This is a genomic window from Natrialba sp. PRR66 (assembly GCF_034808065.1).
Taxonomy (GTDB): Archaea; Halobacteriota; Halobacteria; order Halobacteriales; family Natrialbaceae; genus Natrialba; species Natrialba aegyptia.
Genome location: NZ_JAXHGN010000001.1, coordinates 537,079 through 559,642 on the forward strand (window position 1 = coordinate 537,079; position 22,564 = coordinate 559,642).

22 protein-coding genes and 1 pseudogene are annotated in these 22,564 nt (G+C 63.2%); 13 read left to right on the plus strand and 10 right to left on the minus strand.

From position 1 onward, the window contains the following. The first annotated feature begins 351 nt into the window (after positions 1–351). On the plus strand, positions 352–2,256 hold the full coding sequence (locus SM755_RS02535) for a 2-oxoacid:acceptor oxidoreductase subunit alpha (protein WP_323171304.1): 1,905 nt from the start codon (positions 352–354) through the stop codon (positions 2,254–2,256). A gap of 3 nt (positions 2,257–2,259) precedes the next feature. After that, positions 2,260–3,195: a thiamine pyrophosphate-dependent enzyme gene (locus SM755_RS02540; protein WP_323171305.1), complete on the plus strand. Its 936-nt coding sequence runs from the start codon at positions 2,260–2,262 to the stop codon at positions 3,193–3,195. A 163-nt stretch (positions 3,196–3,358) separates the two neighbouring features. On the opposite strand, the gene SM755_RS02545 is transcribed toward SM755_RS02540, so the two are convergent. Further along, positions 3,359–4,699: an outer membrane lipoprotein carrier protein LolA gene (locus SM755_RS02545; protein ID WP_323171306.1), complete on the minus strand. Its 1,341-nt coding sequence runs from the start codon at positions 4,697–4,699 to the stop codon at positions 3,359–3,361. Positions 4,700–4,873: 174 nt separating this feature from the next. Here SM755_RS02545 and lrpA1 point away from each other — a divergent pair, with 174 nt between their 5' ends. Next, positions 4,874–5,302 carry an HTH-type transcriptional regulator LrpA1 gene (lrpA1, locus tag SM755_RS02550; RefSeq protein WP_006109801.1) on the plus strand — a complete coding sequence of 143 codons (429 nt, stop codon included), beginning with the start codon at positions 4,874–4,876 and terminating at the stop codon, positions 5,300–5,302. Between the two features lie 208 nt (positions 5,303–5,510). Here lrpA1 and SM755_RS02555 read toward each other — a convergent pair. Continuing rightward, positions 5,511–6,363 (minus strand): annotated as a pseudogene (locus SM755_RS02555) (PstC family ABC transporter permease). 145 nt (positions 6,364–6,508) lie between these two features. Continuing rightward, positions 6,509–7,525, minus strand: coding sequence for a substrate-binding domain-containing protein (locus SM755_RS02560; RefSeq protein ID WP_323171307.1), 1,017 nt, complete (start codon positions 7,523–7,525; stop codon positions 6,509–6,511). A gap of 342 nt (positions 7,526–7,867) precedes the next feature. On the opposite strand from SM755_RS02560, the gene SM755_RS02565 reads away from it, so the two are divergent. Both SM755_RS02565 and SM755_RS02570 read left to right on the plus strand, forming a co-directional pair. Beyond that, positions 7,868–8,479, plus strand: coding sequence for a nitrous oxide reductase accessory protein NosL (locus tag SM755_RS02565; RefSeq protein WP_323171308.1), 612 nt, complete (start codon positions 7,868–7,870; stop codon positions 8,477–8,479). Between the two features lie 127 nt (positions 8,480–8,606). Further along, a complete protein-coding gene (locus SM755_RS02570) occupies positions 8,607–9,515 on the plus strand; it encodes a DMT family transporter (RefSeq protein ID WP_323171309.1) in 909 nt (302 codons plus the stop codon). A gap of 56 nt (positions 9,516–9,571) precedes the next feature. Here SM755_RS02570 and SM755_RS02575 read toward each other — a convergent pair whose 3' ends face one another. The 3 genes from SM755_RS02575 to SM755_RS02585 are packed head-to-tail and all read right to left on the minus strand — an operon-like array spanning position 9,572 to position 13,380. Continuing rightward, complete coding sequence (locus SM755_RS02575) at positions 9,572–10,693, minus strand: plastocyanin/azurin family copper-binding protein (RefSeq protein ID WP_323171310.1); 1,122 nt, start codon at positions 10,691–10,693, stop codon at positions 9,572–9,574. A 53-nt stretch (positions 10,694–10,746) separates the two neighbouring features. Next, positions 10,747–12,456 carry a PQQ-binding-like beta-propeller repeat protein gene (locus tag SM755_RS02580; RefSeq protein WP_323171311.1) on the minus strand — a complete coding sequence of 570 codons (1,710 nt, stop codon included), beginning with the start codon at positions 12,454–12,456 and terminating at the stop codon, positions 10,747–10,749. A 6-nt stretch (positions 12,457–12,462) separates the two neighbouring features. Further along, complete coding sequence (locus tag SM755_RS02585; RefSeq protein WP_323171312.1) at positions 12,463–13,380, minus strand: hypothetical protein; 918 nt, start codon at positions 13,378–13,380, stop codon at positions 12,463–12,465. A gap of 174 nt (positions 13,381–13,554) precedes the next feature. Here SM755_RS02585 and SM755_RS02590 point away from each other — a divergent pair, with 174 nt between their 5' ends. Together SM755_RS02590 and SM755_RS02595 are read left to right on the plus strand one after the other, a co-directional pair. Continuing rightward, positions 13,555–14,421, plus strand: a complete 867-nt coding sequence (locus tag SM755_RS02590; protein ID WP_323171313.1) for a hypothetical protein — start codon at positions 13,555–13,557, stop codon at positions 14,419–14,421. 112 nt (positions 14,422–14,533) lie between these two features. After that, positions 14,534–14,767, plus strand: coding sequence for a hypothetical protein (locus tag SM755_RS02595; RefSeq protein WP_323171314.1), 234 nt, complete (start codon positions 14,534–14,536; stop codon positions 14,765–14,767). A 95-nt stretch (positions 14,768–14,862) separates the two neighbouring features. Here SM755_RS02595 and SM755_RS02600 read toward each other — a convergent pair whose 3' ends face one another. Next, a complete protein-coding gene (locus SM755_RS02600) occupies positions 14,863–15,210 on the minus strand; it encodes a cupin domain-containing protein (RefSeq protein WP_323171315.1) in 348 nt (115 codons plus the stop codon). A 142-nt stretch (positions 15,211–15,352) separates the two neighbouring features. On the opposite strand from SM755_RS02600, the gene SM755_RS02605 reads away from it, so the two are divergent. The 6 genes from SM755_RS02605 to SM755_RS02630 all read left to right on the plus strand — a co-directional run bounded on the left by SM755_RS02605 (position 15,353) and on the right by SM755_RS02630 (position 19,465). After that, on the plus strand, positions 15,353–16,264 hold the full coding sequence (locus SM755_RS02605) for an ABC transporter substrate-binding protein (protein ID WP_323171316.1): 912 nt from the start codon (positions 15,353–15,355) through the stop codon (positions 16,262–16,264). Continuing rightward, the gene (locus tag SM755_RS02610) at positions 16,257–17,285 is read left to right on the plus strand and encodes an ABC transporter substrate-binding protein (protein WP_323171317.1); all 1,029 of its coding nucleotides are present in this window, start codon (positions 16,257–16,259) and stop codon (positions 17,283–17,285) included. The genes SM755_RS02605 and SM755_RS02610 overlap by 8 nt, the downstream gene beginning before the upstream one ends. Continuing rightward, on the plus strand, positions 17,282–18,283 hold the full coding sequence (locus SM755_RS02615; RefSeq protein ID WP_323171318.1) for an ABC transporter substrate-binding protein: 1,002 nt from the start codon (positions 17,282–17,284) through the stop codon (positions 18,281–18,283). Before SM755_RS02610 ends, SM755_RS02615 begins: the two co-directional genes overlap by 4 nt. 8 nt (positions 18,284–18,291) lie before the next feature. Then, a complete protein-coding gene (locus SM755_RS02620; protein WP_006664310.1) occupies positions 18,292–18,720 on the plus strand; it encodes a VOC family protein in 429 nt (142 codons plus the stop codon). Positions 18,721–18,862: 142 nt separating this feature from the next. After that, entirely contained in the window at positions 18,863–19,261 is a 399-nt protein-coding gene (locus SM755_RS02625; RefSeq protein ID WP_006664309.1) for a type II toxin-antitoxin system death-on-curing family toxin, read from the plus strand. A 33-nt stretch (positions 19,262–19,294) separates the two neighbouring features. After that, positions 19,295–19,465: a hypothetical protein gene (locus SM755_RS02630; RefSeq protein WP_006664308.1), complete on the plus strand. Its 171-nt coding sequence runs from the start codon at positions 19,295–19,297 to the stop codon at positions 19,463–19,465. Positions 19,466–19,569: 104 nt separating this feature from the next. Here SM755_RS02630 and SM755_RS24370 read toward each other — a convergent pair whose 3' ends face one another. The 3 genes from SM755_RS24370 to fdhF all read right to left on the minus strand — a co-directional run bounded on the left by SM755_RS24370 (position 19,570) and on the right by fdhF (position 22,557). After that, positions 19,570–19,788, minus strand: coding sequence for a hypothetical protein (locus tag SM755_RS24370; RefSeq protein ID WP_369335236.1), 219 nt, complete (start codon positions 19,786–19,788; stop codon positions 19,570–19,572). Positions 19,789–19,925: 137 nt separating this feature from the next. Beyond that, positions 19,926–20,351: a methylated-DNA--[protein]-cysteine S-methyltransferase gene (locus SM755_RS02635; RefSeq protein ID WP_006664307.1), complete on the minus strand. Its 426-nt coding sequence runs from the start codon at positions 20,349–20,351 to the stop codon at positions 19,926–19,928. A gap of 97 nt (positions 20,352–20,448) precedes the next feature. Next, a complete protein-coding gene (fdhF, locus tag SM755_RS02640; protein ID WP_323171319.1) occupies positions 20,449–22,557 on the minus strand; it encodes a formate dehydrogenase subunit alpha in 2,109 nt (702 codons plus the stop codon). Positions 22,558–22,564: the final 7 nt, after the last annotated feature.

The window sequence follows — 22,564 nt, forward strand, 5'->3', positions numbered from 1 at the left end:
TCTGGTGGATGATAGGCCGGCCGGGGTGAGTCAGCACGACCGAAGTGAAAACGCCGGCGAAAGAACTCGATATCTGTTACTTGAAACGCAAAAAACACCCGACTAGATGGAGCTAAACGCGTTCGTTTCGGAACGAGTGAATGTATGAATTCATACACGTTTGAGCGATCGGTGTAGTCGAAAAGATGGACATTTCTGTACGTTTTTGCCACTACAGTAATTATTGTTAGTAAGAGATCGGCCGGCGAGCACACATTCTTAACGATAGATCCTTGTTAATCTATAGCAAAGGCTTTAGGGTAAGTGGGGCAAATCTCCGCTACGGTTGGCCCACCGGCCACTGATTTAGCTATGAGCGACGACGAACTTATCTGGCGAATCGCGGGAGGTTCCGGCGACGGGATCGACTCGACGAGCCAGAACTTCGCGAAAGCGCTGATGCGTTCGGGGCTCAACGTATTCACACACCGCCACTACCCATCGCGAATCCGTGGCGGCCACACCTACGTCGAGATCCGGGCCGCAGCACACGAGGTACAGTCACGCGGGGACGGCTACAACTTCCTGCTCGCACTGGGGGACTCGTTCGCCCGTAACCCGCAGGAAGAAGCCTACTACGGCAACGAGGAGATCAAGCCGCTCTCGGAGAACTTGGATGACCTCCGCGAGGGCGGGGTCATCATCTACGACGAAGGCCTCGTCAGCGAGGACGATATCGAGGCCCTCGACCTCGAAGCACGCGCCGAAGAGAACGACTGGCACGTCTACCCGCTCGACCTGCGCGGACTCGCCAAGGAACACGGCCGCGAGGTCATGCGCAACACCGCGGGCGTCGGCGCAACCGCCGCACTGCTCGACATGGAACTCGAGCACATCGAGGACCTCATGGAAGACGCCATGGGCGGCGACGTGCTCGAAGCGAACATCGAAATCCTCCACGAGGCCTACGACAGCGTCAACGAGGAATACGAGTTCAACCACGACCTCCGAGCACCCACGGGCGAACACGACGCCGAGCAGGCGCTGCTGTCGGGCTCGAACGCGATCGCCTACGGTGCCATCGACGCCGGCTGTCGGTTCATCAGCGGTTATCCGATGACGCCGTGGACGGACGTGTTCACCATCCTCAGTCAGAACTTCCCCGACATGGGCGGGATCTCCGAGCAGGTCGAAGACGAAATCGCCGCCGCGGCCCTCGCGGTCGGCGCGAGCCACGCCGGCGTGAAGGCCATGTCCGGCTCCTCCGGCGGCGGCTTCGCGCTGATGAGCGAACCGCTCGGTCTCGCCGAGATGACTGAGACACCGCTCGTCCTGATCGAGGCCATGCGCGCCGGTCCGTCGACCGGGATGCCGACCAAGCCCGAACAGGGCGACTTAGAGCACGTCCTCTACACCAGTCAGGGCGACTCACAGCGCGTCGTCTTCGCACCAGGGAGCATCGAGGAGGCCTACGAGCAGACGCGACTGGCCTTCGACATCGCCTGGGACTACCAGATCCCGACGATCATCATCTACGACCAGAAGCTCTCCGGCGAGAACACCAACGTCGACGTCGAGTTCTTCGACCGCGAACCGTCGCCGGATCTGGGCTCGACGCTGACCGAGGAAGAACTCCGGGAGGCCGCACACGACAACTCCGGGAAGTTCAAGCGGTTCAACCACGAGGACGCCGAGAACGGCGTCGCGCCGCGCTCGCTGCCCGGCCAGAAGGACGGGCGCTACCTCGCGACCGGGAACGAGCACAACCCGGTCGGACACATCAGCGAGGACCCCGACAACCGCGTCCACCAGATGGACCGTCGCCTCGAGAAACTCGAGTCCATTCGCGAGGAACTCGACGAGGAACGCGAGTCCACCCAGACCTACTTCGGTGAGGACGACGCCGAGTACGGCATCATCACGTGGGGCTCGAGCCAGGGAGCCGTCGAGGAAGCCATCGAGCGGCTGAACGAGAACGGCCACTCCGTCAAAGGGCTCAGCGTCTCCGACATGGTGCCGTTCCCGGAGCGGGAAGTGACCGAGTTCGTCGAGAGCGTCGACGAGGCAATGGTCGTCGAGATGAACGCCACCGCCCAGTTCCGCGGCCTGCTCCAGAAGGAACTCGGCCGCTTCGGCGAGAAGCTCACGAGCCTGCTCAAGTACAACGGCAATCCGTTCGAACCAGCGGAGATCGTCGAGGGATACGAGGTCAACCTCGCCGACGAGGACCGCGAACCGACTGCACAGGTGCGAATCGAACCCGCTGCAGGTGACTAACCAATGAGTGCTTTCAACGCAATCGGAGACGAACGAGAGATCGACCGGGACGAGTACACGCCCGGTATCGAACCGCAGCCGACCTGGTGTCCGGGCTGTGGCGACTTCGGCGTCCTCAAAGCGCTGAAGCAGGCCCTCCCGGAAGCCGGCAAGACGCCCGAGGAAGTGCTAACCGTCACCGGGATCGGCTGTTCCGGCAAACTGAACAGCTACCTCGACACGTACGGTTTCCACACGATCCACGGCCGTGCGCTGCCCGTCGCCCGGGCCGCCAAACTCGCCAATCCCGAACTCGAAGTCATCGCCGCCGGCGGCGACGGCGACGGCTACGGGATCGGCGGCAACCACTTCATCCACTCGGCCCGGGAGAACCACGATATGACCTACATCGTGTTCAACAACGAGATCTTCGGGCTGACGAAGGGCCAGACCTCCCCGACCAGCCCCAAGGGCCACAAGTCAAAGACCCAGCCGTCCGGCAGCGCGAAGACGCCGCTTCGCCCGCTGTCGATGTCGCTGAACGCTGGTGCGAGCTATGTCGCCCGCACCGCCGCGGTCAACCCGAACCAGGCCAAAGAGATCATCAAGGAAGCCATCGAGCACGACGGGTTCGCCCACATCGACTTCCTCACGCAGTGTCCGACCTGGAACAAGGACGCGCGCCAGTACGTCCCCTACATCGACGTCCAGGAGTCCGAGGACTACGAGTTCGATACCACGAACCGTGAGGAAGCCGCCGAGATGATGCGCGAAACGGAGAACGTCCTCAACGAGGGGACGGTTCTGACGGGCCGGTACTACGTCGACGAGGACCGACCGTCGTACTCCCAGGAAAAGAAGGCGGTCGGCGAGATGCCCGACCAGCCCCTCGCGGAGCGCTACTTCGACGACGACGCCGAATGGGAGCGCAGCTACGACCTCCTCGAGCGGCACACGTAACGCGAGGATCGCGATTCGACGCATTCCGATTTTTGCGCGCGACTCACAGCTGCTCAGCCGCGGGCTCGTCTAGCCGAGAGCCGAGAGCCGAGTTCACTTCGATACCAGCTACCAGCTACCAGACGACAGACACCAGACAAGAGCGCCGGCAATCGCTGTCCTCCTACTGACAGCCGATCGCCCGCGCGAGTTCGATCGCCGTCCCGTTCTCGAACTCGTGGCTGACGAACACGGAGCGGTAGTGCTCGCCGCAGGCCCACTGGAGTTCGGTTCCCTCGTCGGTGTGGGCGATCGATCCCGTCACATCGCCGATCGGGAGTTCGGAGCCGTCCATTGCGAACGTCCGAGGCCCGTCGCTGGTCGTTACCGAGATCGTGCCGCCGGTATCGTCGTCGGCGTATAACAGTGTCACCTGCCGGCGGTCCTCGTCTGGGAACTCGTATCTGCTGATGCGCTCGCGGTCGACTGCTGCTGGAAGAGAGTCCGACGGTGGTTCAACGACGGGGAACGAGACCGTTTCGTCGGCAGCCGCGATGGAATCGTAGTGATCGATCGACGGGAGAGCGATTGCTCCGCCGTCGGTATTGTCGTCGCTGTCGTTCGGGGTTTCTTCTCCCCCGTCACCGTTCGAACTGTCTTCTGTTGTGTTGTCGGGGATGGTCTCAACGGACGGGCCCGAATCGGAATCCGGGTTTTCGGCGTCGGTATCGGTGTCAGAACTCGCATTCGTCGGCGGGTCGAATTCGAACAAGTCGTCGTCGAGCGGGGGCTCTGGATCGACGGAGACATTGCGATACGTCGTCTCGAGGACGAGTTCACCCTCTTCGCCCTCGACGAGGTGTTTCAGGGGAAACATCGTCTCCTGGTCGAACCAGACCTCGACGCGGTCGACACCGCGTTCTGCCGGCTGTTCACTGGTCGACAGCGGAACGGCGTACTCCGTCTGCCCGACGAGGATGTCGAGCGATTGTTCGACCGTCTCGTTTGCCGGCGGTTCAAACGTGACACGATAGCTGTCGCGGCCGTCGACGCTGGCTTCCGTCACGTCGGCGATATCGTAGGCCTCGACGTAGCGATCTTGCTGGGCGTAGAGACCCTTGAGCCAGGACGACGCAGTGGGATCTCGTTCCAGTTGCGTCACCGTCTCGGTCTCGCGGTCGTAATGCCAGCGCGTCTCACCGTCGGTAACGACAAGGACACCAGTCTCATTTGCCGCCGACCCCGCCTCCGGGTCCGTTTCGACGCGACTCGCTCCGTCCGCGCGCAACCAGACGGTCTCCGTCTCCGTACTCGTCTCACCGTCGATCACCTCGCGAACCTCGACCGTCGCACTGAACTCGTCGGGCGGCGTCGCCTCGTCGAGTTCAGTTTCGATGGTGTCGGCGGAGAGGTCGTCGGCAAAGGGGCTGGTACAGCCCGCTGTAAGGAGCAAGAGAGGGATGAATCCGAGCGCGAGTACGAGTCGTGGGCTGACGTGCGCACGATCGTCGTCACGAGGGGACATAGCGGGAATTAATCGGCCTCCCCTATTATTTCACCGATGAGTTGTCTCTAAATCGATCGAGTGCGTCTGCGCCGATGAAACGCCGCATCGGGCCGCGAGCCGGGACGTTCCGCTAGGCAATCCGACGTTTTCGTATACAAAAGATATTTTCCCATCGGAGCAAAAGTGTCTACTATGAGTACGCAGGCGACGGAAGACCGTATTCTCGAGGCCCTCGAGGAGGACGCCCAGGCGTCGTACGCCGAAATCGCCAAACGGGCGGACGTCTCGAAGCCGACGGTTCGAAAGTATATTAACCAACTCGAAGACGAGGGCGTGATCGTCGGCTACTCCGCCGAGATCGATCCGAAGAAGCTCTCGAGCAAGACGATTGCACTGGTCGGACTCGACGTTGCGAGCGAGCGCTACGTCGAGGTGACGAAAGAACTCAAGAGCCTCTCCGAGATCGAGGCACTGTACAGTTCGAGTGGCGACCACATGCTCATGGCCGAGGTCCGCGCCGAAGACGGCGACGCGCTCGGCGAGTTCATCTCGTCGACGCTGCTCGAGATCGAGGGCGTTACCGCGGCCCATCCCTCGTTTCTGCAGGAGCGACTCAAGTAGGACGATCGGACTGCACTGATTGCATCGCTGTGTCTCGGCCTCGGGACCGCAGCCTGCGTTCGGCGGTGGGGGTGGCCGGGTGGCGTCGTGGGGTGGACACGAGCGGAATCGTTTCTGGTGAGTCTATCCGGTGTCTTCCTGCTGAACGGTCGTCGTATTGATCGATCGTGGTGAGCAGTATCCGATACTGCTCAGGGCCGAGACTCAGTTATCGGCGTTCGAACCGATCCCGCAGTAGGATCGCCGCTGCGTTCATTCCGAGCAGGACGACCAGCAGCGTCACGACGCCGGCCGCGACGACGCCGTACCTGAACTCGGGTTGGACGATGCCGCGCCAGGCGTAGATCTGGAGTGGCATGGCCGTAACGGTCGAGAATAGCGAGTCCGGTTCGCTCGAGACGGACGTGGCGGCACCGACCATGATCAGCGGCGCGGTCTCGCCGATCGCCCGCAAAATCGCAAGGATAAACGACGAGAAGATGCCCGAGAGCGCCGCCGGAACCACGACCCGCGTCGACACGCCGAACTTCGTCCCACCGAGCCCGTGCCCCGCCTGTCTGAGTTCGTCAGGGACCGAACTGAGCGCGTCCTCGCTGATCGAGGACATCATCGGCACGATCAGAATTCCGACCATGATCGACGCCGAGAGCGCGTTGAACGTCGAGAGCGCCAAAAGTCGCTGGAGCCACGGCGTGATGTACACCAGCGCGAAGTAGCCGTAGATGACCGTCGGCACGCCGGCGAGGATCTCGAGCGCCGGTTTGAGATACGCCCGCGTGCGTTCGGTTGCGTACTCGCTGATGTAGATCGCCGCCCCCAGTCCGCACGGAAGCGCGACCGGCGCGGACGTGACCGTTACGACGATCGTCCCGCTCAACAGTGGGAGCAGTCCGTATCGGTACGGCTGAATCGTCGGCCGCCAGTTCGAGCCGACGAGGAACTCATAAACCGCATCGGTCCAGGATGTCCCGAGAATCCCCGCGTACTGGTCGAAGAAGTACGCGGCGTCCGAAAAGAGGCTGTATAATGATCCCGATCGTGATCACCACCGTCAGCGCCATACAGCCGAACAGCACGAACTCGTAGAGTCGTTCACGTCGGACCGCATTGCTCGAGCGTTGCTCGGAGTCGACGACGTCGCTACTCACAGGAAACCACCCGTATCCGCGTTCTCCGTGCACTCATGGTGAAAACAGTGGGTCCGCGTCAGTTCATCGAGGGGATCGCTTCGCCGTCGCCGAGTTCACCGTCGATGGCGGCCTGCAGCCGATCCAGATTGTCCTCCACTTCCTGGTCGTTCATCGCGACGTAGCCGATGTCGTCCGAGACGATGCTCTGGTCGCCGCTCATCTCGATCGCGTACTCCATGAATCCCTGGAGCGCCTCGTCGTCCTGGAGCTTCTCCTGGTTGACGTACCAGTAGATCGGCCGCGCGAGCGGATACGATCCCTCGGAGGCCGCCTCCAGACTCGGTTCGGTACAGCCGTCGCCGGCATCGATGGAGAGGGCTTTGACCTCGTCGGGGTTGTTGTCATAGTACGCGTAGGGCAGGTAGCCGTGGGCGAACTCGTTGCCCTGGACGCCTTGGGCGATCTCGTCGTCTTCCTCCGTGCCGGTGAAGTCCTCGCGAATGGTGCGGAAGTCGCCGATGACCTCCTCGGTCCAGTAGTCGAACGTCCCGGATGTCGTCGCGGGACCGAACAGTTCGATTTCCTCGTCGGGCCAGGTCGAATCGATGTCGGCCCACGTTTCGGGGGCGCTGTCGGGGTGCCAGATCTCGCCCAGTTGATCGAGTTCAGCGCAGTCGAGCCAGTCGTTCTCGGTGTTGACGACGGCCGTCAACGCGTCGCCGGCACACTGGAACTCGACCGGCTGGAAGCCGGTGTCTTCGGCGCTCTCGAGTTCTCCTTCCAGAATCGGGCGGCTCGAACCGTTGATGTCGCTGTCGCCCGGCAGGAAGGAGTTCTCGAAGCCGTTAGTACTGCCGTCGTTCGACAGTTCGTAGTCGAACTCCTCGTTCTGGCGGGCGAACTCCTTGCCGGCGGCCTCGGAGACCGGGTAGACGGTGCTGCTACCGGAGATCCGAAGCGTCCCCGAGACGCCTTCGCTCGTCTCCGATTCGGCACAGCCGGCGAGTGCAACGGCTCCCAGAGAACCGGTCGCTGCGATGAACGTCCGTCGTGATACCCCGTCGACAGCGCGTCCACACTGGTTGTCGACCATCTCGTGAAGGATTCGAGAGGTCCAAAAAAAGCAGTGCTATGTGTAATATATATTCGTATTTACCCATATATCGGCATATGCGTCCTGCTCCACCGTCATACGTGTGATTAGCTTCACAAACTATAGCGCGCTAATATCGCCGTTTGCTTTCGAATACGTCGATACACGTGACCTAGCTACTCTACGGAAAATTGAATAGTAACAACTCACTACTGGGATTGAAATCGTCAGCGACATCGCCCAGTGAGCACAACCCGCCTCGAACGGCGGCGGCCGCGTCGCAGGGGCGCTTCCGAGAGGTGAACCACGTCCGTTTTGAGGGCGCGATGAGTATACGCTTCTATGACTGGGCCTTCGGAGACAGACCCCTCGAGACGCCGATTGCTCGGCGCGATGGGGATCGGCGTTACCACCAGCATCGCCGGCTGTCTCGGTGAACTCGTCGATAACGGGACGGAGGGGGAAGACGACGATGAGCATCCGTTTGCCGACAGGGTGATCGATCATCCAGGTGGGGAGTCGATTCCGTTCACCGACGACCAGCACTGTGCCGTGTGTAACATGCGACCGACGGGCTACGCGCGGTGGCAGAGCCAACTCGCCCACGAGAACGGCGAGGGCGCAGTCTTCGATACGCCGGGTTGCCTGTTCGCCTACTACGCCGCCCCGCCCGTCGAATCGCCGGTCAGCGACGCCTGGACGACCAACTTCGGGACGACCGAGTTGATCGACGCCACCGACGCCCACTTCGTGCTCGTCACCGACGAGGACGGCGTCGATAACGAGCCGATGGGACTCAACCCCCGCCCGTTCGCCGCCCGCGAAGACGCCGTCGCCTACCTCGACGAGTGGGACGCCGAAGCGCTAACCGAGGAGGATATCATCGAACTCTCCGCCGTCGACCGCGAGATCGCCCGCATCTATCGCGGCAGACGCGTCCCCGACGAGCCCTGACCGACCCACCATATCGTCTCCCGCCCCACTCCCACCCCCACCCCTACCTCTACCCCTACCCCTGCCTCCCACCGCTCGCCGCATCGTATCCGGAACACGTTTGGATGTTCGAAACCGTCGACACGACGTGCACTCGTCCGAACTCGAAGTGACGCCCTACGCCGCGCTCGCGTTCGCGATTTTCGCCGCGAGCACCAGTGCAATCCTGGTTCGCTGGAGTCACGCCCCGAGTTCAGTCGCGGCCCTCTATCGCGTGGTGTTTACGACGGCGCTGGTCGCGCCGGTCGCCCTCTCTCGGCACCGCGACGAGTTCAGTCGTCTCGCTCGGCGCGACATCGGATTTGCGGTCGTTGCTGGCGTCGCGCTCGCGGTACATTTTGCGGCCTGGTTCGAGAGTTTGAATCACACGAGCGTAGCCGCGAGCGTGACGCTCGTCCAGACCCAACCGCTGTTCGTGGCGCTCGGCGCGGGGCTGGTGCTCGGCGAGCGCGTCTCCCGGGAAACAGTGGTCGGTCTCGCGATTGCGATCGTCGGGGCAGCGGCGATGTCGCTCGGCGACGCCGGCGAAGCACCCCTCTCGGACGCGACGATGTACGGGAACGGGCTCGCGATTCTCGGAGCGGTCACCGTTGCGGGCTACGTCCTCGCCGGCCGGTCGATCCGCCAGCGCGTCTCGCTGTTTCCTTACGTGACCGTCGTCTACACGGCCTGTGCGGTGACGCTGTTCGCGCTGGTCGGCGCACAGGGTCACGCGTTCGTCGCGTACTCGGCCCGCGAGTGGCTGCTCTTTCTCGGCATGGCGATCGGCCCCGGCGTGTTCGGCCACACGGTCGTCAACTGGGTGTTAGAGTACCTCGAATCGGTCGTCGTCAGCGTAGCCTGGCTCGGCGAACCCGTCGGCGCGACGGTGCTCGCGCTCGCCTTGCTGACCGAGGTCCCGGATCTGATCACGGTAGTCGGCGGCCTCGTCGTTCTCGCCGGCATCTACGTGACGACGATCGAGCGCGAGCGACGCCGCGAGCCGACGCCGGGATAACCCATCAAAGCGGGAGCGGGTCTGGGCACCCGCCGTGTGACGATGGCGGCTCCGAACTACTCGACGGCAACCTCGCCGATCGCATCGAGTTGTGACTGGTCGAGGTAGACTCCCATCTCCTCCCGGGCGACGAACTCGACGGTCTGGGTCTCGCCGCTCTCATCGAGGAAGTCCGATCTGACGAGGGTATTCCACTGGTTGGTTTCGCCGCCGGATGCAAGCACGAGGTTGTGTCCTGGCAGCGGTTCCATCGACCTGTTCTCCGCCTCGGGCTGGTGGCGACCGATCGCGTTCTCCCACTCGATTGCGTAGGTCTCGCCCGCCTCGAACTCGAGTGTCGGATTCGATTCGTCAGCGATCTCGTCGGGTCCGACGCCGACCCACTGGCCCTCCTCGAGTCGGAGCGCGTAGGTTTCGGTCGGGTCGCCGGGTTCGGTCGCGGGCAGCGTGACGGTGACTTCCTGATCGTCGCCGTCGATCGCTACCGTGTCGGTTACCCGCTCGTGACCGTAGGTCCAGACCTCGAGTTCGTACTCGCCGTCTTCGAGCATGTCGAAGCGGGCGATCGACGGCGGACTCTCTTCTGCCTCCTGTCCCGGTCGCGCGGCGACATCGGAGAAGGAGTGGTGATCCCCGACAAACACTTCCGCGCCGAGGGGCTCGCCGTTCTCGTCCTCGACTCGCACCCGTAGCTCGTGGACCTCATCCGCGTCGACCAGTTCGATCGGACCGCGCATCTGAACCGGGTGCGGCATGCAGTAGTACTCGGCCATCTCCTCGTCGGCGGTGATCGTAAACGAGAGCGATTCGCCCTGTTCGTTCACGAAGTCCGTCGCTTCGATCACCTCACCGTCCTCGTCGGCGACGGTGAAGTTGTGGTTCGAGCCGTCGCCGTTCGTCCAGACGATCTCGTGTTCTTCGCCCTCGATTAGCCGTAGCGTCGGGTTCGACTTCCCGTCGAGTTCGGCCGGAGCGACGCCGACCCAGCCGCCGACGATGCCGAGCAGCGAGAGCGTTCGCCCCTCGCCGTCGTTCTGCGTGGCCGGCAGTCGGAAGTCGATCTCGTCGCGATACGCGCCTGCGGTCCCGGCCGTCGCCGCGGTTCCGGCGATCGCCGCTGTTCCCCTCAGTACGCCACGACGGGACACGTCGTCGCGTGAGCGTTGGTCGTTCGTCATGGTTGGAGTCTGTTGAATCGTATTCGTATTCGTATTCGTACTCGTAATCGTGATCAGCCGTCCATCGAGAACACGGCGAGCGTGTCGCCGCGTGGCCCCTGGCGGAGCCAGCCGCTGCCGCCGACTTGCACGGCGACGTACTGTTTTTCCTCGCCCGGATCGTACCAGCTCATCGGCGACGCGCTGATCGGCACGTCGAACTCGTACTCCCAGAGTCGGTCGCCGCTCTCGCCGTCGTAGGCGACGAAATTACCGTTCTGAGTGCCATTGAATACGAGCCCCGTCGCGGTCGATAGCGAACCGCCCCACATGTAGTGGTCGTCCTCGCTTTCGATCCAATCGCGCCAGACGCGCTCGCCCGTCGCCGGATCGACCGCGGCGAAGGCGGTGATCGCACCGTTCCATTCGTCGGGGAACTCCGATGCCGGATCGTCGAGGTTCCCGCCCCAGTAAGGCTGGCCGGCCTCGTACTCTTCGTACCGCCAGTAGAGGTCTTGCGGATAGTTCTGGTGGATAACGTACACCAGCCCCGTCTCCGGGTTGTACGACGGGGGCTGCCAGTCGTTGCCGCCCGGCGCGCCGGGAACGAACGGAACCCGCTCGTCCTCACTAATGTGCGGGATCATCTCCCACATATTGATGTGCTGGCAGATCTCCTCGCTGCGTTCGTGGAGCTTGCCCGAATCGGCGTCCATCATGTACACCCAGCCGGACTTGTCTGAACCGACGACAAGGTCCGTCGACTCGCCTTCGACCTCCACGTCCGGAACCAGCACCCGCGGAGCCGCCGCGTCGTAGTCCCAGACATCGTGCGGACTGCTCTGGAAGCCCCAGTTGAACTCGCCGGACTCGAGGTCGAGCGAGAGCGTACCGCAGGTCGGGAAGTTCGGCCCCGGACGGACCGTCCCGTCGAAGTCCGGTCCCGGATTCGCGACGGGCGAGTAGAGAACGCCGCGGTCCTCGTCGATCGTCGGCGTCATCCAGCTCGTCCCGCAGCCGTGCTCGCGGCTCGCGCCGACCCATTCGTCCTCGAGCAGCGTGTCGCACTTCCACTGCACGTCACCGCTTTCGGCGTCGAGGCCGGCGATGAATCCGAGGACGCCGTACTCGCCGCCGGCGCTGCCCGTGTACAGTGTGCCGTCGTAGATCACCGGGGCCCACGTCGCAGAGTAGCCGACCTCGTGGTCCGCCGTCTGCGTGTGCCACTCCTCCTCGCCGGTGTACCGGTTCAGCGCGACGATCCCCGAATCGAGCGTCGTCATGTACACCGTGTCGCCGAGGACGGCTGCCCCGCGATTATTGTCGTCACAGCAGAGTTCGACGCCGATCGGCGGCGCGTAGGTGTAACTCCAGAGGACCTCCCCCTCGCGGGGATCGATCGCCTTCATGTGATTCGGTCCGTTGGTCTGGTACATGATCGGCGGATCGCCCGGGACGACGATCGGTGTCCCTTCCATGCTCGACCCGGTCCCGACCGACAGTTCGTATTCGAGTTCGAGATCGGAGACGTTGTCGGGTGTAATGACGTCGGCGGTCGTCGCTCGGTGCTGTTCGTAGTTCCCGCCGTACATGAGCCACGACTCGGGGTCCTCTCCGGTCCCGCTTAGCATCTCCTGGTCGACGTCGACCTCCGGAATCCGGTCGGTGTCGTGTTGTTCGGTAACGGAGTCGTCGGGACCGCCGACGAGCGTGTAGCCGTCTTCGATCTCGGTCAGTTCGATGTCGCGTGCGGCCTGAACGGCCCTGTCGTTGCGAAGTGCCATGCGTACTCACCTCAGTTTGCTCGGCGCGCGCGTCTCGTCGGTAACGTAGAACACCTCGTGTAACAGCTCCTCCTGCCCGACGATCTGTACCGCTGTCCCCGCCGCGAACGCGGCGGTCACCTGTTCGTCCGTGAGCCGTCCCGTCGTGGCGAGATCACAGGCGGCCGTCGCCGACAGGAACAGGCCGCCCAGCATCGTCTTCGTGTGCGCGACGGCGGCGTCGAGGACCTCCTCGGTGACGAGCACCTCGTTTTGCCAGAGGTGCCTGTCGAGTCCGCGAATCCACAGCAGCGCCCCGCCCATGGCGCGCCGGTGGAGAGGGGGCACGGTTTCGGTATCGAACTCGACGCCGTCCGGAATCTGATTCGACGGCACCCACCGAGCGAGCCGATCGGCATCGTTCGCGACGGCGATCAGCAACGCCGTCTTCTCGGACTCGTCGAACCCGACATCGTCGAGCGCCGCCGAAAGCGGCGTCGTCAGTACCAGTTCCCGCGCGGTGCGCTCGATGTGTGCGGGCGTAAACCGCGGCAGCGTCTCGTCGAGGCGCTCGAAGAACTCACCCGCCGCCAGATGCTCGTACAGCCGCCAGCCGGGGTCGGCCACCGTCTCGTAACAACCGTGGGGCTCGTTCGGAACGCCCGTCTTCCGAACCTCGGGAAGGCGCTCGATCTGGGCCGCAAGCCTGTCGTGCTCGCGTTCGAGTACCTCGCCGTCGAGTCGCTCCGCGAGTTCAGTTCGTATCGTCTCGCCGGCGGCCGCGAGCGTCGGCGATCGGTCCGGTTCGATCTGTCCCGCCAGGTCGCTCCACGTTACCGGCTGATCGGGTACCTCGGTCGCACCGAGTTGCGTCGCCAGTTTCGTTTGGTCCGCGCCTGAGATCTCCCGCCTCGCATTTGCATGTGTCATGTTCTCACCACACATGGTTTGCTCCCACATGCCAACGAATAATCATTATCAAAGACTTCGAACAGGTGGCGTGCTATCTAAGTCTCAGTCGGATAGGTTCGAAATAATGCCATCATATCCCGACAGTATGTCGAACGTACTACAAGTATATTCCCCGTTCGGCACGAAGCGGTACCCGAGTGATCGGTAATGGCCGGACTACCCGATGCGTTTTCGCGGCTCAGGCGGCCCGAGTATACGGGCGCGAATCGCTGTCTCCCGTGTACGATCGGAAACGTCGCCATCGCACTCGTCGGTGCGATCGGATTCGGCGTCGCCGTCTCCGAAGCGGTCGGCGCGGTCGCGTTCGTCGCGTTCCTCGGGATTATCGCGCTTCGGGGCTATCTACTCCCCGGTACGCCGACGCTTACGCGGCGATACCTCCCCGATCGAGTTCACGCGGCGGTCGGAACGGCGGCCCATCGGCAGCCCTCGATCGACACCGCCGAGTTCGAGGGCACGATTCGCGCGCTTTCGGCTGCCGGCGTTATCGAGGAGCGGGCGGGCGGACCGCGACTCACGACGGGATTTACGACGCAATGGGACGACCGATTGTCGACCATCGCTGGTAGCTCTGGGACGGACCACGACGGGTCCGTCACCGTCAACGCGGCGACCGTGGCGACGGCGTTCGACGCCGAGACCGCAACCCGACGCGGCGTCGGCACCGTCGAACTCGACGGCGAGAAACTGGTCCGGTGGCCGTCGGACGCAGCCCTCGCCGCCGACGTCGCCGCCGCTCGTGAACTCGAATCGCGGCTCGACGGCTGGGACGCAGTCGACACCGCGGATCGGCGAGCGACTCTCACCGGCCTGCGGATACTTCGGGACCGGTGTCCCGTCTGTGGCGGGCCGCTCTCCCGGCGTGTCGAGCGGGACGAACACTGCTGTCGTCGGCCGCAAGTCGGTATCGAACGGGTTTGCCGGGACTGCGATCGGGTGCTCGTCTCTACGGCGGTTTCCGAGACGAGTTCAGTTCTCGCGTGGATTCCGGGTCCGGGGAGCGGGAACCGTTGATGTCCCTTGGTGCGACGCTCGTGGCGCTGAGATGGCTGGGGCTTCGATTCGGGACTGCGACGAAAGTAGTGGGGAACTAGAGTTTTTACGCAAGTAGCATAAGCGTAGGGCTATGGTCGCGATCGGCGGAATCGTGGTTGGCACTGTTCTAGTGGGACTCGGACTTCTCGGCGTACGACACGCCTACGGGATCACTCGGTTTCACGAGCAACTCGACGCCATCGGGAGTACGCGGTCGGCCGGGACCGTCGAACCGGCCGAGTGGAACGTCACATTGACGAAACTACTCAGCGGGTGTCTCTCGGCCATGGGTGGGGTCGTCGTGTTACTGGCGATAGTCGAGTGAGCGCCTGCTGTCTCACCCGTTCGCGGCGTCAGATTGCGGTCGTGAGCAGGATGGACCGACCACTGACGTGAGCGGCGTTCTATGCTATCCGTTCGTCAGTCGACGTTCGTCCGCCAGTCCGGGTGCTGTCGCGGCGGTGCGAGGACGCCGAGTCCGATCGCCGGCTCGTCGCGTCGGTTTTCAGCCCCGTGATACTCGTTGCTCGGAAACCGGTAGGCGTCACCTTCTTCGAGAACGACCTCGTCCCCCTCGACGATCGCTATCAGCGTTCCCGACAGCACGTAGCCGATCTGCTCGTTGTCATGCTCGTGGGCGGGTAACGTCGCGCCCGGTTCGATCCGCCAGTATTTCATGCTCGCCCGGTCGCCCATCGAGAGATCGCCGAGATAGACGCCGTCCGCAACCTCCTCGGCGGTGACATCGGCCGTCTGTATGTGGTCCATGATATCAGTTGCCGTTACCTGTATGCTCAGCGAGTGCGATACGTGAATCTTACTTCAGCCAGCGATGACTGTATTCGCCGCTAACAGGCATATAAACGATCCCTAGAAACGTTTTATGCCGCCCGTTGCCGTCACATACTGTATGGCATCGAGTGACACACAGAGTGCACTGCGCATCTTTCACCTCCCGTTCTCGTTCATGCTGCCACAACGGGTCGCAGCCGAACGGGGCTACTTCGAGGACGAGGGACTCGACATCGAACTGGTCGAACGCGACCGGCAACAGGTCGACTGGAAGTACGTCCCGGGAGACTGGACGCTGACGGGCGACGACAACGTCGACCTCTACCCGGTCTGCAAGTGGGAGAGTCTCCGGCGCACTTGGTCGCTCGATGACGGCAAAATCGTCGCCCACGGAACGTTCGCAGACCTCCCGTATAGCCTCTATACGCGGCCGGAAACGTCGATCGACATTCCCGCCGACCTCGCCGGTACCCCCGTCGGCGTCAATCGCCGAACCGGCCAAGAGTACACCGCCATCAAAGCGCTCGAAGAGTACGTCGACCCCGACGAGATCGAACTCGAACACTTCGGCATGCCGACCGAACGGCTGCGGGCGCTCCGCGACGGCGACATCGATGCCATCACGCTCCTCGATCCACACAGCACCCTCGCTGATCACCTCGGCTTCGAGCGGGTCCTCGCCTTCGAGAACCACATCGGTATCGTCGGCACCGAGACACTCGACGGCGACGAACTCGACGCCTTCATGCGAGCCTACGGCCGCGCCGTCGAGGCGATCAACGACGACCCGCAAGCCTTCCGCGAGCAGTACCTCGCGATGCTCGAATCGGACGCCGAGATCGCACCGGACCTCTTCGACGGCATCGATCTCGAAACCGTTCGCGAATCGATGACCGTTCCCCGGTATGAGGTCCCCGAACTCGCCGATCCGGACGAACTCGACGGCCACCTCGAGTGGATGAAGGATCGAGAGCTGATCGACGACCGAGCCGATATCAGGACGATCGTTTCCCCCCGAGCCAATGACTAGCGACATCGAAACCCAGCAAGCGGCACTGGACGAACTCCACGACGCTCCCGCTCGGACGGAAAGCGACGACGCGACCAGGATTAAGCTTCCGGAACTGCGCGCCCGATTCGAACACAACGGCAGCCCCCGCTACATGCTGTACACCATCAAGCGGTACGGCTTCGACCACGACCACGGCTTCCACCTCGACGTCGAACTCGTCTCGGACGAACTCGAGGACGGCCTCGAAACGGTCGAGGCCAAACTGCACCAGGGCGACGCGGATCTGATCGACATCGACTACATCTCGACGGCGCGCGAGCGGGCCGGCGGCGCACCCATCGTCGCCTTCCATCCCTACGGCCGAACCGTCGGCGGCCTCGTCGTCCCCGAGAGTTCGCCGATCGACGGTCTGGCCGACCTCCCCGGCCACCGCATCGGCGTCGTCCGCCGGCTCGACAAGAACTGGATTCTCACACGGGCCGCCTGCCGCGAGTTCAACGAGTTCGATCCCGAAACCGAAGCCACGTCGGTCGAGGCGGGCTCGAAGGTCGAACTCACCCGACTCCTGCGCGATGGAGAGGTCGACGCCGCCCTCCAGTTCTGGCAACTCATCCCCGAACTCGTCGAACCCGGTCCCTACCGCGAAGCGATCCCGATGGCCGAACTCGTCCAGCGGCTTTCGGGCGTCGAGCGGACGCTGCCCATCTCGACGTTCCTCACGAGCGAGGACTACCTGGCAAACCAGCCCGAAGCCATCCGGGGGTTCAAGCGCGCGTACGCCGACGCCGTCGAGCGTCTGCAAACCGACGACGAACTCTGGGAGGAGTTGGGCGAGAGACTCATGTACGAGAACGACCCCGCCGTCGTTCGCGGCGTTCGGGACCACTGGCGGGAGATGGTCGTCACCGAGTGGAACGCGGAGACGGTCGGTGCGATGGAACAGTTGTTCGACCACCTGCTCGCAGTCGCCGGCCCGGAGGCGCTCGGCGTCGACCGTATTCCGGACGATCTGTTCCGACTGGAGGTGCCGTCGCAATGACACCGGACGCGACACCGACCGTCGACTTCCAACTCAACTGGGAGCCGAACGGCTTTCAGGCCCCCTACTTCCTCGCGCGCGATTGGGGCTTCTACGACGACGAGGGGCTGGACGTGCGGTTCGTCGAGGGCCACGGCTCGCCCTTCGCCGCCGAGCAGGCCGCCCGCGGTCGGGCCGAGTTCGCGCTGGCGGGCGCAAGCGCCGTCCTCTCGATCCAGAGCCGCGGGCTCGACCCGCTCGCCGTCGCCGCCGTCACCGGCAAGACGCCCGCCGCGATCTACACTCTCCGGGACGAGTTCGGCGAGGCGCTGACCGAACCTTCGCAACTCGCGGGCCGGACTGTCGCGCCGTCGGCGACCAAAACGCGCATCCTGACGGCCCAGTTGCTCGAAGACGCGGGTATCCGCGACGAGGTCGACCTCCTCGGCGTCGACGATCACACCCACCACCGCGTGCAGCACAAGCTCCTGGATGGGCGCGTCGACGCCGCCGTCGGCGTCGTCACGAACGGCTACGAACTCGAGCGCGAACACGACCGGCGGGCGGACGAACTCGCGATCGGGGATCACCTCGGCATCTACGGGATGACCATCGTGACCGCCCCCGAGTTCGCCCGCGCAGAGCCGGAGACGGTCCGCTCCTTCCTCCGGGCGACGGCCCGCGGCTGGGCGGCCGCAACGAACGATCCCGACGCGGCGATCGACGTGCTCGTCGAACGCAACGCGACGCTCGAGCGGAATCGACCCGTCGAGCGGCGCAAGTTCGAGACGGCGGCGACCGACCTCCAGTTCACCGACCGGACGCGGGCGGAGGGGTGGGGCTTGCACGAGGGCGAGCGCTGGCGGACGCTCGGCCGGACGCTCGCCGAGACGGACCTGCTCGAGGGCGAGATCGATCCCGACGCGGTCTGGACGAACGAGTTCATCGACGCGGACGACGAGGTGATCGGGAACTACGTGGAGCGCGTCGCCGAGTCGGAAACGGAACCGCGGCTCTGAGGATACCCATGCACGCAGTCGACCACATCAACATCGATGTCGACGACCTCACCGCCTGCTACGAGTTCTACCGCGATGAACTCGGGCTCGACGTCCGCCGCGAGCCGTCCGATTTCAAAGGCGAACACGCCATGTTCCAGGTCGGCGAGACGGTCGTCACGCTGGCCGAAACCGGTCGCGCCGACGGCTGGGACGAGCGCGGCCTGGATCACCCGCTCGACAAGGCCCACGTCGCTTTCGAGACCGATCGACGGGAGTACGAGCGACTGACGGCTGAACTCGGCGGCCAGTTTCCAAAGCAGGGGCCGTACGACTGGGACGAGTTCGAGGGGTTCTATTTCCTCGATCCGGACGGGAACCTGCTCGAGGTGATCACCTACGAGTCGCCGGCGGGCGAGCGCGAGCGGCCGTTGCTGACGCACGACGATGTTGGGTAAGGTGGTTTCTCACTTCGTCGAGAGTGTCATAGAACAGTTTGCACAGAACGCCCACGCATGCCTGAATCATGTAACTAGACAGTCTGACAGGGAAGATCACTCATCAGAAACTACTATCGGGTGGCCCGAGAGAGTCGGGAGCGTGACTGACGATATCGGGTATCCCTCCGAGCAACTAATTCTCGATCTCCACGAGCAGATCGTTGCGGAAGGCGACAATACGGAACCAGGAGTTCGGTCGGAGGACGCGATTGAATCCGCACTTCAGTACGTGTCAGAGGGGTTCTTCGGGGAGGTCCCACAAACACGTCACGAAAAAGCAGTGCATTTGATGCGACTCCTCGTTGCAAATCATCCGTTTGTCGATGGGAACAAACGAACTGCACTCCGAACAGTGGTTGTCTTCTATATGCTGAACGGGTATACGTTCGAATACGGCAACGAAATTCGCGCCTTACTGCACCGATTTGCAACGGACGAAGCCGGGGTCGACACCGAGACGGCAGTCATCTACTTCCGAGCGTGTGCTCGTCGCAACTGATAAAGGGATTCAATGCGTATTCAGGATACAGCGATGGCGTCCAGTACTGACTCCTCGGCAGCGGTCGATGAAGAGGTCCGCCGGCTGTACGAGCGATATCAGTCGGCTGAGAGCGACGAGGAACGCCACGAGATCGCACTCGAGATGGGAAAACTCGACGGACGCCGTCACGCCGAAATCTACGCGGCTCTGGAGAACGAGTAGATTCCTGTTCTGACCAAATCTGTTCAAATAGGCCTCGCAGATCATGTCCGTATTCGGAGAAACGTGACGATAAGTCTACATATTGATCTAACGATGTGCCTCACTCAACAATTGCGTTCACCAGGCGGCCATTCACACGCATTCCCCGACATACGGCTGTTCTCGTCGATATATGTCGAGAGACACGCGTAGTTACAGAAGTACGCGGGTGAGCCGCAGTCGTCAGTACAATCACGTACACAGATCGGATCGTGGTCGAAGACACGCGATCCACAGTACGCACATTCCTCGTCTGCATCGGGTGTTGTGATGGTCGTGGACATACCTGAGCTATGGAGCAAGCTGCGGAACGTGTTTTGCGGACAACTCTGGAAGCGATGAACACCAGTCAGTTCTTCGTCCGTACTTATCGATTATTGTAATCACTAGATCGGGGTGTGAGAGCAGTTCTATGACAGCCTCACGTCGTCGGCAATCGCGTCTGTACCGGGCCGTCGCTCTCGCGTGCCTCGAGTTCAAGTAGCCGGCGCTTCGTCGCGACGCCGTCGGCCGCCGAATAGCCGGTGAGCGCGCCGTCGCTGCCGACGACGCGGTGGCAGGGAACGACGATCGGCACGGGATTGCGGCCACAGGCCTGACCCACGGCGACTGGACTCGTTCCAAGGTCAGCGGCGAGGTCGCCGTACGTGCGCGTCTCGCCGTAGGGGATTGCCATCATCGCGGCCATTACGTCGCCGGTTAGCCCGTCGGGAACGTCCACGTCGAGGTCGAAGCGCCGCCGGTCGCCCCGCTCGTACTCGCGTACCTGCGTACGGATTTCGGCGACCGATTCGGCGATACTCGACTCGTCGATAGCGATTTCGCCGTCGAGAATCTGTAGTTTCATTGGTTCTCTCCGTTGGTCGCTCTTGGGTCCCGGTGGGCATAAGTGCCGACCGCACACCGAAACTGATCGGCGGCCGTCGGTCGTCGGTCGCCGAGGATTAGTCGTCGTCAGACTCGAGTGCAACCTCGATCTCCGCCGCCGCGGCCTTGTATTCGGGAATTTTCGCCCGGTCGTCGAGCACGTCGTTCGTCAGTTTGTTCGCCGAGGCGGCCGCGAAGTGCGGCGTCGTCCAGACGACGCCCTCCTTGGTGTCGTCGGTGACCTTCGCCTCGACGGTGATCTCGCCACGCCTAGACGTGAGGGCAACCATCTGGCCGTCCTCGATGCCGTATCGCTCGGCGTCCGCCGGATGCACGTCGACGAAGTTTTCCGGCGTCTGTCGGTTGAGCGTAGACGACCGACGGCTCATCGTGCCGGTGTTGTAGTGCTCCTCGAGGCGGCCCGTCGTGAGGATCAGCGGATAGTCCTCGTCCGGCGTTTCGGCTGGCGGGGTGTGGCTCACACCCTCTATGTGTCCGAGTCCGCTCTCGGTGTCGAATTCCTCCTCGTAGAGGTAGGGATCACCTTCGTCGCCCAATTCGTAACAGGGCCAGTGGAGCCCCTCCTCGCCGAGCAGGTCGTAGGTCATCCCGTGATAACTCGGGCAGACCTGCCGGAGTTCTTCGAAAACAGCTTCGGGGGTATCGAAGTCGAACCCAGCCGCCCCGAAGAGTCGCGTGCCGACTTCCGAAAGGATCTCGAGATCGTGTTTCGTGTTCTCGTGGACTTTCTCGACGCCGCGCATGCGCTGGACGCGACGATCCGTATTGGTGACCGTCCCGCCGCGCTCCGCCCAGGTCGTCGCCGGCAGAATCACGTCGGCGTACTCGGCCGTCTCCGTCGGGAAAATGTCCTGCACTACCATGAACTCGAGTTCTTCCATCCGCTCTGCGACCCGGTTCGCATCGGGTTCGCTCATGATCGGGTTCTCACCCATGACGTACAGGCCGCGAATCCCGTCGCCGAACTCGTGGGAAATCTCGACGTTCGTGAGACCGGGCTCGTCGGGGATGTCGAACCCCCATTCTTCCTCGACGCGTTCACGGGCTTCGTCGTCGTCGACGAGCTGGTAGCCCGGCAGGACGTTCGGCATCGCACCCACGTCGCAGGTGCCCTGAACGTTGTTCTGGCCGCGCAGCGGATTGACGCCGGTCCCGGGGCGACCGAGATTCCCCGTGATCAGCGCCAGGTTGATCTCGTTCTGGACGTTGTCGACGCCGCAACGGTGCTGACTCATCCCCATGCCGGTGAAGATGGCCGCGTTCTCGGCCGTTGCGTACTTCTCCGCAGCGAGTTCGATGTCCGCGAGCGGGACCCCACACTCCTCGGCGGCGGCTGCTTTGTCGAACTCGGCGAGCGTCTCCCGCAGGTGCTCGAAGCCCTCGGTCCGCTCCGCGATGAACTCGTCGTCGATCCAGTCGTTCTCGAGCACCGTTTTGAGGACGATGTTCAACAGGGGAACGTCGGTCCCCGGATTCAACTGGAGGTGCATGTGGCGGTCCGTCTCGTCGATCTGGAACGAACGAGTCGTCTTGTTCGCGTGCGGATCGACCTGAATGACGGTCGCGCCGTCGAGGACGGCCTGCCGAAAGTACTGGCTGTTCGCAATGGGATGTTGCTCGCCCGGGTTCGCACCCTGGATCCAGAACACGTCGGTTTCGGCCCGCAAGTCGGCCATGCTGTTCGTCATCGCGCCCGCACCCAGGCTCGTCCGCAACGCCCAGACCGTCGAGGCGTGACACATCCGCGTGCAGTTGTCGACGTTGTTCGTCCCGTAGCGGCGGGCGATCTTCTGCAGGAGGTAGTTCTCCTCGTTCATCGTCTTCGAGGAGCCGAAAAAGCCCACCGCGTCCGGACCATACGCCGCGCGAATCCGCTCGAGTTCATCGACGATGAACTCGTAGCACTCCTCCCAGGTCGCCTCGCGGAACTCGCCGCTGTCGTCTTTGATGAGCGGATCGGTCAGTCGGTCCTCGTGGTCGACGACCTCCGTCGCCGCGCCGCCTTTGATACAGATGCGGCCCTCGTTGACCGGCGCGTCGCCCCAAGGCATGAACTGCACGTCACCCGGGTCATCGCCCTGTTGAACCTGGATACCGCAGCCGACGCCGCAGTACGGGCAAATCGTCGTGACCGGTTCGTCGGTCTGGTGTTGATCACTGGACATTGGATGC